The organism is Anaerotignum sp. (genome assembly GCF_040307045.1).
GTDB lineage: Bacteria > Bacillota > Clostridia > Lachnospirales > Anaerotignaceae > Chakrabartyella.
Genome location: NZ_JAWRKF010000004.1, coordinates 269,329 through 279,042, shown reverse-complemented (window position 1 = coordinate 279,042; position 9,714 = coordinate 269,329). Strand labels below are relative to the sequence as shown.

Here is a 9,714-nt window from a genome sequence, read left to right as displayed (position 1 = left end):
TGCACGCATCGCCCGTTCTTTATCCAAATTCAACACTTAAAAGGTATTTACTTAGGGATTTTGGCAAACTTGGAAAATATAAAATTTTAAGTAATAGGATTCGTCCGCTGCCCAAAGAATAGGATGGTCGGGTGATTGTGTACGATATTCTACCTGACGTAAGCGTTTATGCACATTGTTTGCTGCCTGGCCTATGGTTTGGGTGAATAACTCATAGCTCATAAAATGGGAGCAGGAGCAAGTTGCTAAAAAACCTCCATCTTTGATTAGTTTCATGGCTCTAAGATTAATTTCTCGGTAGCCTTTTACGGCATTCTTAATGGAATTTCTGGATTTTGTAAAAGCAGGAGGATCCAAAATAATTACATCAAATTTTCTTCCTTCAGCCTCAAGGCGGGGGAGTAACTCAAAAACGTCCTCGCACTGGAAATGAACCACATCTTCTAGGCCATTTAGCGTTGCATTTTCCGTTGCCTGATCCACAGCAAGTTGAGATGCATCTATACCCAGAACGCTTTTTGCACCTGCAATACCTGCGTTTAAAGCAAAGGAGCCTGTATGGGTAAAGCAGTCTAAAACGTCAGCACCTTTGCAAAGCTTATGAATGGCGGCGCGGTTATATTTTTGGTCGAGGAAAAAGCCTGTTTTTTGTCCATCTGCAACGTCAACAATGTATTTTACACCGTTTTCCACGATTTCTACTTTGGTATCGAAAGGCTGACTTAGGAACCCCTTTGTACGTTCCATGCCTTCTTGAAGGCGAACTTTTGCGTCGCTTCTTTCATAGATGCCTTGGATTTTAACGCCATCTTTTTCTAAGGTTTCAACCAGAAGTGTGATGATCGTATCTTTCATTTTGTCGATTCCTAAAGCCAAGGATTGTACAACTAAAATGCCAGCGAACTTGTCAATAATTAAACCGGGTAGAAAATCTGCTTCGCCAAAAATAAGGCGGCAAGAGGAAGTATCAACGGTTTTTTTGCGGTATTCCCAAGCTGCCTCCACACGGCGACGCAGGAAATCATTATCAATAACGGTATTTTTATCTCGGGTCACCATACGGATGGTTATTTTAGAGTTTTTATTGTAAAATCCTGTTCCCAGGGGATAGCCATCAAAATCCAAGACCGAAACCAATTCACCATTGGTAATATCTTCGCTGGCAGTGGCTATCTCATTGTCGAAAATCCAAAGGCCGCCGGCCTTCAGCATACGACCTTCGCCTTTTTTGATTGTAACTACGGGTATGTTCATGGGGAGGGTCCTCCTTAATCTATATGGTTAAAAAAGGAGTGTATAAAAACACTCCTTTTAGAGTGTCGACAAAGTCAACACATTTTACTCTTTTAAAATACTATTTTCTATTTTTATATTTGGAGGTGGCTTTTGGATAAACAAGGAGACAAGTTTTTTGTCTCTATCCTTTAGGCCATTTCTCAAGGGTTTATTGCTTTTACGAGGGGAAAGGAGTGTTAAAAACACTCCTTTCGTCACAGTCAATCAGTTTGCAAAGTTGTTGAAGTAATTCTGAACCAACACGATAGGTGTACCTTTGTCACCACTACCGCTAGTCAAATCACAAAGGGAACCAATCAGGTCTGTAAGGCGGCGTGGTGTTGTGCCTTCAGAAACCATGTTGCCCTTTAAGTCAGTTTCTTTTTCTTTGATACGATGACGAATTGCTTCTTCTAGCTCCGCGCCGGAAAGATCTGCAAAGTCGTTATCTGCTAAATATTTTAACTTTACTTCATTTGGTAAGCCTAGGAGGCCTTCTGTGTAACCAGCGCCAACAACGGGGTCGGCTAATTCCCAAATTTTACCAACTGGATCTTTGAATGCGCCGTCGCCATAAATCATAGCTTCAACTTTAATGCCTGTGCGTGCAATCAATTCTTTCTGAATCTGTTCTGCAACTTCCTGTGCGTTTTTTGGGAAAAGCTTAACAGTTGTTTCTGTTGCTTTATTGGAGCCCAGTAAGCCGTAAGAAGGGTTGAAACCACTGCCATTTACGGATTCATTCAAAATTTCGCTAAGGGTACATACTTTGTCGCCACCTGCAGCTAAGATACGACGTTTGGAACGTTCTCTTGTATGGATATCACAGCAAAGTACGTTTTTGGTAAACTTCACGATTGCTTCGGGGTGATTAGCAAAAATGATCTCTGCTTCTGCGCCTTCTTCTTCAATCAATTTTTTGTAGTAATCTACATAATCAACGCCTGTGAAAGGGTGCTTGATGTAACCGAATGCGTTTCTGTATGCATCTAATGTCAATATATCTGTGTAAGGATTAATACCGCTATCATCCAAAAGGTCCATATCAAAAAGGTGGTTACCAACTTCATCAGAGGGATAGCTTAACATAAGAACAACTTTTTTTGCTCCTTTTGCAATGCCTCTTAAGCAGATTGCAAAACGGTTTCTGCTGAGGATGGGGAAAACAACACCGATTGTTTCGCCGCCTAATTTTGCTTTTACATCTGCTGCAATGTCTTCTGTGGAAGCGTAGTTGCCATCTGCACGAGCTACCACTGCTTCTGTTACGCATACTACGTCGCGATCCTGAAGTTTGAAGCCGTCAGCAGTTGCTGCAGCTAAAACGGAATCTGCCACGATTTTTACGATATCATCGCCTTGACGAATGATGGGTGCTTTAATACCTCTGGAAATTGTTCCTGCCATTTTGAAAAACCTCCTAAAATTGTTCATTTCAATCTTGTGGGCTTTGCCCAAATTTTATAAAATCCTATGAAATTTGCATAAAAAAATCCCGTAAGACGGGATTGAAGGCAAGTTTCTTTTTTAGTTCGGGTGTGAAGCATTATTTCAATCACCGACAGGAGTCATTTTATCAGACAAAAGGTCGGGTTGTCAATGTTTTCGGGGGTTTTGGTCATTTGGAAATAAAATAGGGGTATCAGTTTTTCTGATACCTCTATTGTTGTATACAATTATTTTTTATCCATCTTGACTGCGGTCTCCAAAGCGATTTCCATCATCTGGGTAAATGTTGTCTGGCGTTCTTCTGGAGTGGTTTCTTCACCAGTTAAAGGCTTATCTGAAATAGTAACCAGAGCCAATGCACGCTTACCTAATCTGGTTGCATTCATGTACAAAGCAGCAGCTTCCATTTCTACGCAGAGAATACCCATCTTTGTCCAATTTTTCATCACGTCGGCACGGTCATCATAGAAGGTATCAGAGGATAAAATATTACCCACTTTTAAGTCCTTCCCAAGTTCCTTGGCACAGTCTACAGCTGCAGTTAACAGGTCGAAGTCTGCCAAATTGCACAGGTTTCCTAGAACTTCATACTGTGCGCCGTAGTTGGAGTTTGTGCTTGCACCCATTCCAGCAACGATGTCACGCAGCTGTAATTTATCGTTAAATGCACCTGCAGAGCCGATGCGAATAATATTTTCTACGTCGTAGAAAGAATACAGCTCATAGCTGTAAATGCCCATGGAGGGCATACCCATGCCACTGGCCATTACGGACACCTTTGTGCCCTTATATGTGCCTGTGTAACCTTGAATTCCTCTAACGTTATTGACTAAAACAGCGTCCTGCAAAAATGTTTCGGCAATGAACTTTGCACGCAAGGGATCACCAGGCATCAAAACGGTTTTTGCAAAATCTCCTTTTTCGGCAGAAATATGTGGTGTTGCCATAAGAAACTACCTCCTTAATTTTCGTTATGATACAGTTTTGCTTTTTTTCTTCTTTACTATACCATTTATTTGGAAATAATGGAATAGTCCTTCCGAAAAAGACGATTTGACAATGAAAAAACATGGGAAATCGGTGTTTTTCATGAAAAAGACTTGACTTTGGGTGGGGGGTATGGTATGTATGAAGGACAGTCGGTTTTAGCCGACGGAAAATTTATGTAAGATAGAGGTGCGTTGCTCATCAGTAGTCCTTCAGCAAACGTCAAGGTGACGGAAGGGGAAAGGGATCATCGCCGAAGTCAAGTTTCTCTGCCTTGGGAGGACTTGGCTGGTGCATTGCAAAAAATGTAATGTGCTGTCACTTATGTGGAGCGCTATCGGAAACTCGGAACATCCAAATGACATTAGGATTATTCTGAAGCCATGCGCCGCATGGCTTTATTTTTTTGCTTCTGGGCAATAATAAGTTTAGAATTCAGGGGTGAAAAACTTGCAATGCTTGCGGATAGAACAGTTGTTGTCGTTCCGTTGGTATGCGGTGATTTTGAAGCACAATCTTGTCTTGAAGTTTCCAAAGCGAAGGGTATTATTCATCTATTTTTATGGTTCCAGAAAGGGGAAGGGATATGAGAAACACAAACAAAAACCCTATGATCAACAAGATCGCAGTGTTTTTGCTTTTAGCAATGGCAATGACATTTACTGTGTTTGCCGGCGAAGCAGAGGCAGGGGAAGTAAGTAACATGTACGCAACATTTTGGTCATTGGTGCCACCGCTTGTAGCAATTATTTTGGCACTGATCACAAAAGAGGTTTATTCCTCATTGTTTGTAGGTATTATCGTGGGTGCGTTATTCCACAGTAATTTCAACCTTAAGCAAGCTTACCTGACAATCTTTACAAATCAAACTGACGGCGGTTTGCTGGCAAAGTTGGCTGATAGCTGGAATGTTGGTATTTTGATTTTCTTGGTCGTATTGGGTATTATGGTATCTTTGATGAACAAAGCAGGTGGTTCTGCGGCTTATGGGGCATGGGCTCGAGATAGAATCAAAACAAGAAAAGGTGCCTTGTTATCCACCTTTATGCTTGGTGTTTTAGTATTCGTGGATGACTACTTCAACTGTTTAACAGTAGGTAGCGTTATGCGCCCTGTAACAGACACACACAAGGTTTCCCGTGCGAAGCTGGCTTATATCATTGATGCAACAGCAGCACCTATTTGTATTATTGCTCCAATTTCCTCTTGGGCTGCAGCAGTTGCAGGTGTGGTTGAGGGTGTAAATGGTTTGGATTTATTTATCCGTGCCATTCCATATAACTTCTACGCACTATTGACAATAGTTGCAATGCTTACATTGACAATTACAAACTTTGACTTTGGTCCTATGCGTTTGCATGAAAAAAATGCCCAGGAAAAGGATGATCTTTACACAACCGATTCCAGACCTTATGCAGACTCTGAAGATAATGTTGTGACAGGTAAGGGCAAGGTTATTGACTTAGTTTTACCCGTTATCGTATTGATTGCTTGTTGTGTAACAGGTATGATTTATACTGGTGGTTTCTTTGAAGGGGAATCTTTCATCAATGCATTTGCTGGCTGTGATGCCTCCGTAGGTTTATTGTTGGGTTCCACTGCAGCGCTGTTGATTACGTTCTTATTGTACATCCCACGTCGTGTATTGTCGTTTACTGAGTTTATGACTTGCTTGCCTGACGGCTTTAAGGCAATGGTACCTGCGATTTTGATTTTGACCTTTGCATGGACATTGAGTGGTATTACTGGATTGTTGGGTGCAAAAGAATTTGTGGCAGGTCTGTTGGCAAGCAATGTTGGAATGCTTCAGATTTTATTACCTGTAATCGTGTTCATGATCGCAGTTTTCTTGGCGTTTGCAACAGGTACATCTTGGGGTACTTTTGGTATCCTCTTACCAATCGTAGTTCCTATTTTGGATCCTACAAGCGAATTATTGATTATTACAGTGGCTGCAACATTGGCTGGCGCAGTATGTGGTGATCACTGCTCACCTATCTCTGATACAACAATTATGGCATCGACAGGTGCTCAGTGTGATCATATTAACCATGTTTCCACACAGTTACCTTACGCTTTAACAGTTGCTGTGGTTTCAGCAATTAACTATATTTTGGCAGCAGCAATTCAGAACTGGATGATTAACTTGCCTATCGCAATCATTTCTATGATTGCAACAATCTTAATCATCAAAAAAATATATGATGCGAAAGAAAAGAGAGTATAAGTCAAGTTCTCTCTATCAGAAAAAGCAGATGGATCAACCATCTGCTTTTTTATAACATAAAATAAAAGGACGTGAAGGAGTTATTTGAAAAACCCGTAGCGTCCTTTTGTTTATGTATCTTAGCCTTTTTGTTCTAATATATGTTTGGCAACCTTCACGTCTTCCCGTTTTATGTGGTTGATGAGCCACCCTCCCAATTGCATATTAATTTCTCCAACCAATTGGATGGTGGGCCCGTTGGCTTTCAAACGGTTGGTAATGTCATCTACTACTTTGATAAATCCCTCGTGATATTTTTTGTGATTTTCAAAGTCGGGATATTTATATTTTTGCTGCAAAACCTGTTCGTGGGCAAAGTGGGTTTTGGTGTAGTGATTTAAAAAGTCCATAGTATTGGCAATTTCATTTCGTCCTTTTCCAGAGGAACATGCCTCTAAGAGGTTGTTAATTGCCTGAATTAACTCTTTGTGTTCGGTATCAATCTGTGTATTTCCTGTTTCCAAGTCTTTTGTCCATGTGAAAGCCATGATGTACCTCCTTTTATTTTTAAATAAATTATTTTTATAAATATGAAAAAGATTCCAATTTATCTTTTGTTTATATCCTACCACATTTACATCCATCTGCAAAGGGTTTAAATGAAGTAATTTATAATAATTATTATATAATAGTATTATTTTATAAATTGTAAAGTTTAACTAGAAAAGATCACAAGATAGCCTCAGAATGCTTGCGAAAACCCATCCTTTCCAGTAATATAAAAAAAAACAACAAAAAACCCACCATTTTTTGTTAAAGGTCTTGAATATAGCTATATTTGCGTTGCATTTGCAAAAAAGGACCATACTATTGTTTGGAGGCACCTATGAAATTTGAATTTTGTGCAACGTGTTTGATTTTATTGAATTAGGAGGAATGAGATATGTTTTGGTTAGGTTGTCATTTGTCAGCATCCAATGGATATCTGGCTATGGGAAAAGAGGCGGAAAAGATTGGGGCAAATGTGTTTCAGTTTTTTAGCAGGAATCCCAGAGGAGGAAGTGTGAAGGCCTTGGATAAAGGAGATATTGATGCTTATATTACTTTTGCTAAAGAAAAAGGCTATGGCACGTTGTTGGCTCATGCGCCCTATACCATGAACCCTTGCTCCGCAGATCCAGGGCTTAGAGCTTTTGCCAGACGGGTAATGGAGGAGGATTTGGAGAGGCTAGAGCTTTTGCCAGATGTTTTATATAACTTTCATCCTGGTAGTCATGTGAAGCAGGGAGTAGATGTAGGTATAAAAATGATCTCAGATTTGCTAAATGAGGTTCTGAAAAACGGAGAGAAAACCCCCATTTTATTGGAAACCATGGCTGGAAAAGGCAGTGAGATAGGTAGAAGTTTTCAGGAAATTAGAGAGATTTTAGACCAGGTTGGTGGTCACCAACGCATGGGTGTTTGCTTGGATACTTGCCATGTCTTTGATGGTGGTTATGACATAGTGGGAAATTTGGATGGCGTTTTGGAGGAGTTTGACAAGGTGATTGGTTTGGAACGACTCCGTGCAATTCATTTAAATGACAGCAAAAACCCCATGGGAAGCCATAAGGATCGTCATGAAAAAATCGGAGAAGGCTCTTTAGGGTTGGTGGGGATTGCAAAAATTATAAACCACCCTAAGCTTTTGCACTTACCGTTTTACTTAGAAACGCCCAATGAACTGGATGGGTATGGGGCGGAGATATCATTGTTAAGGGGAATTAGAAAAGAGGGGTAGCATTGGAGAGGATATGTTTTTACCACAGCCCAATTGGCATTTTAACTTTGGCAGAGGAAGGTGGATTCCTTACCAGGCTAATTTATCAACAGGCAGTAGTAACACCTCACATCGTGGAGAAAACACCATTGTTGAGGCAAGCGGAGGGCCAGTTGGAGGCTTATTTCAAGGGGGAGAGAAAAGAGTTTGACTTACCCCTTAACCCAAGGGGCACGGAATTTCAACAGAGGGTATGGCAGGCACTTTTACAAATTCCCTATGGAAAAACCGTTACTTATGGTGATATTGCAAAGCAAATCGCAAATCCTAAAGGGTGTAGAGCTGTTGGTAGTGCTAACAACAAAAATCCCATATCCATTATCATTCCCTGCCATAGGGTGATTGGAACCAATGGTAAGCTGGTGGGATATGGTGGTGGGTTGAATAATAAAACTTTCCTATTAAATTTAGAGGCAAAAAATTCACAATAAAATAGCTGTTGGTAAGGGGGAGCCTTTTGCCAACAGCTATTATTATGGTTTTTATGTTGAGTAGAAATACTTTTGAAAGTTATTATTGCTTTATGCCTAAGCTTTTTGTGTTTTGTAAATTTTTGGTGCATAGCATGCCATAATACGGATAACAATAATTTCTACTACGGTCATGAAGCATACTTGCATAATTCGGGTTGGTAACAATGCCCAGAAAGGTGTTCCGTATAACATTGAAATCCAAAAGGTATTTAGCAGCAAAGATCCAAGAATCTGGGTAATGACTGCCGATAAAACAACACTTTTCATGTCAGCTTTTTTATAGAGAAAAATGCCGTATAACAAGCCGTTTAAAAATGCAGTCAGGGTAAATCCAGGGAAAAACTGACCGATAGGGAATAGAATTGCCCCTAGAAAATCCGCAACAGCTGCAACAATAGCAGCGGGAATGGGGCCTAAAATCATGCCGGCTAGGGCTACGGGAACAAAGGCAAAACCTATTTTTAAGTTCCAAGCGGCAATAGAGAGAAAACGTGATAGAATAATGGAGATTGCTACCAAAAGAGCCATAATAACCAGGCGATGGGTTTTAGAAAAATTTTGTTGCATGAAAAAAAGACCTCCTTTTGTGGTTTCGGGGTCTTTTGTGAAATAAAAAACCCCTTCATTATCATTGAATAATTGGCAAATACTCCCAAACAGAATACAAAATTCTGGGGTTGCTGTGATAATAAAGAGGTTATGGCTTCTTCAATATTTAACAGCGGGATGCGGGTTCTGTACCGCAAGGATAATCCTTTTCGTTCTCGTGGCAACTCCCCGTCCACAAGACACTTAACGCACAAAGCCCTACTCTGTATTTGCACATGGTTTCCCATGCAAGAATATTTTATCACCCTTTTTGGAATTGGTAAATAGGCTATTTTACAGAACGAAAGCCCGTGTAAAGCTAAAATTTGAGTCAAATGTACCCGCTAATAAAACTTTACCCATATCCAAACCATATTCTTTTGTTAGTTTCACAAAAAGTCGGTCGCTTTCCATAAAGCCGCCATTGGAAAAGCAAAAGCACATAGCAAAAGACTCCTTTGGAATTTCTCCAAACTGGTCTTCAGCGATAGAAACGATTTGCCGTCCATTTTCCTCTGAAAGTTTATCTTTTAGTTCGGAAAGTTCAAAGTCTAGGTGTAAAAATCCCTGGGATGCATAATAGATTGCGGTGATAAAGTCAGCTAAGTCTGCATCTGAACGAAAAGGAAGCGTATTCTTTGTTGGGCGTGTAAAATCACCAACGGTGCAAACAAACCAAGGGGCTTCTCCTGCGGAGAAGGATGGAGCGTATAGCTTTTTTTCTAGTATATTTGGTTCATTTATTGCAAATACCAAAGTGTTGCCAGTAATGTTAGATACCAGGGGAAGCTTTTTTTGTTTTAAAAGAGAATTTAGGTTAGCGGAACTACCGAAAAGGTATATACCGTCTGTATGAAAACCGAGCATAGGGAGCCCTCCTTTTTGATTTTGTGATAATTCTATTGTAATATAGAGTG

At 40.3% G+C, this 9,714-nt stretch carries 9 protein-coding genes and 2 riboswitches; of the genes, 3 read left to right on the top strand and 6 right to left on the bottom strand.

Annotated elements, in window-relative coordinates:
• Positions 1 to 51 precede the first annotated feature (51 nt).
• From ABVZ64_RS03490 to deoD, 3 genes are all read right to left on the bottom strand, one after another.
• The gene (locus ABVZ64_RS03490) at positions 52 to 1,254 is read right to left on the bottom strand and encodes a class I SAM-dependent rRNA methyltransferase (protein ID WP_352399665.1); all 1,203 of its coding nucleotides are present in this window, start codon (positions 1,252 to 1,254) and stop codon (positions 52 to 54) included.
• A 246-nt stretch (positions 1,255 to 1,500) separates the two neighbouring features.
• Complete coding sequence (locus ABVZ64_RS03485) at positions 1,501 to 2,682, bottom strand: coenzyme F420-0:L-glutamate ligase (RefSeq protein ID WP_352399664.1); 1,182 nt, start codon at positions 2,680 to 2,682, stop codon at positions 1,501 to 1,503.
• Between the two features lie 269 nt (positions 2,683 to 2,951).
• Complete coding sequence (deoD, locus tag ABVZ64_RS03480) at positions 2,952 to 3,671, bottom strand: purine-nucleoside phosphorylase (RefSeq protein ID WP_352399663.1); 720 nt, start codon at positions 3,669 to 3,671, stop codon at positions 2,952 to 2,954.
• A gap of 216 nt (positions 3,672 to 3,887) precedes the next feature.
• Positions 3,888 to 4,056, top strand: a riboswitch (Lysine riboswitch).
• Between the two features lie 241 nt (positions 4,057 to 4,297).
• Here deoD and ABVZ64_RS03475 point away from each other — a divergent pair.
• A complete protein-coding gene (locus ABVZ64_RS03475; RefSeq protein ID WP_352399662.1) occupies positions 4,298 to 5,938 on the top strand; it encodes a Na+/H+ antiporter NhaC family protein in 1,641 nt (546 codons plus the stop codon).
• A 119-nt stretch (positions 5,939 to 6,057) separates the two neighbouring features.
• Here ABVZ64_RS03475 and ABVZ64_RS03470 read toward each other — a convergent pair whose 3' ends face one another.
• Entirely contained in the window at positions 6,058 to 6,465 is a 408-nt protein-coding gene (locus tag ABVZ64_RS03470; protein WP_352399661.1) for a bacteriohemerythrin, read from the bottom strand.
• A 395-nt stretch (positions 6,466 to 6,860) separates the two neighbouring features.
• Between ABVZ64_RS03470 and ABVZ64_RS03465 the strand changes: the two genes are divergently transcribed.
• Both ABVZ64_RS03465 and ABVZ64_RS03460 read left to right on the top strand, forming a co-directional pair.
• A complete protein-coding gene (locus ABVZ64_RS03465; protein ID WP_352399660.1) occupies positions 6,861 to 7,697 on the top strand; it encodes a deoxyribonuclease IV in 837 nt (278 codons plus the stop codon).
• 2 nt (positions 7,698 to 7,699) lie between these two features.
• Entirely contained in the window at positions 7,700 to 8,167 is a 468-nt protein-coding gene (locus tag ABVZ64_RS03460; RefSeq protein WP_352399659.1) for a methylated-DNA--[protein]-cysteine S-methyltransferase, read from the top strand.
• Between the two features lie 96 nt (positions 8,168 to 8,263).
• On the opposite strand, the gene ABVZ64_RS03455 is transcribed toward ABVZ64_RS03460, so the two are convergent.
• Both ABVZ64_RS03455 and ABVZ64_RS03450 read right to left on the bottom strand, forming a co-directional pair.
• Positions 8,264 to 8,776: a folate family ECF transporter S component gene (locus ABVZ64_RS03455; protein ID WP_352399658.1), complete on the bottom strand. Its 513-nt coding sequence runs from the start codon at positions 8,774 to 8,776 to the stop codon at positions 8,264 to 8,266.
• Between the two features lie 150 nt (positions 8,777 to 8,926).
• A riboswitch (THF riboswitch) is annotated at positions 8,927 to 9,026 on the bottom strand.
• A 65-nt stretch (positions 9,027 to 9,091) separates the two neighbouring features.
• The gene (locus ABVZ64_RS03450) at positions 9,092 to 9,664 is read right to left on the bottom strand and encodes a hypothetical protein (RefSeq protein WP_352399657.1); all 573 of its coding nucleotides are present in this window, start codon (positions 9,662 to 9,664) and stop codon (positions 9,092 to 9,094) included.
• Positions 9,665 to 9,714 lie beyond the last annotated feature (50 nt).

Excerpts from the sequence above, each read along its gene's own strand:
- ABVZ64_RS03490 (WP_352399665.1), bottom strand. The coding sequence starts at position 1,254 with ATGAACATACCCGTAGTTACAATCAAAAAAGGCGAAGGTCGTATGCTG.
- ABVZ64_RS03485 (WP_352399664.1), bottom strand. The coding sequence starts at position 2,682 with ATGGCAGGAACAATTTCCAGAGGTATTAAAGCACCCATCATTCGTCAA.
- deoD (WP_352399663.1), bottom strand. The coding sequence starts at position 3,671 with ATGGCAACACCACATATTTCTGCCGAAAAAGGAGATTTTGCAAAAACC.
- ABVZ64_RS03475 (WP_352399662.1), top strand. The coding sequence starts at position 4,298 with ATGAGAAACACAAACAAAAACCCTATGATCAACAAGATCGCAGTGTTT.
- ABVZ64_RS03470 (WP_352399661.1), bottom strand. The coding sequence starts at position 6,465 with ATGGCTTTCACATGGACAAAAGACTTGGAAACAGGAAATACACAGATT.
- ABVZ64_RS03465 (WP_352399660.1), top strand. The coding sequence starts at position 6,861 with ATGTTTTGGTTAGGTTGTCATTTGTCAGCATCCAATGGATATCTGGCT.
- ABVZ64_RS03455 (WP_352399658.1), bottom strand. The coding sequence starts at position 8,776 with ATGCAACAAAATTTTTCTAAAACCCATCGCCTGGTTATTATGGCTCTT.
- ABVZ64_RS03450 (WP_352399657.1), bottom strand. The coding sequence starts at position 9,664 with ATGCTCGGTTTTCATACAGACGGTATATACCTTTTCGGTAGTTCCGCT.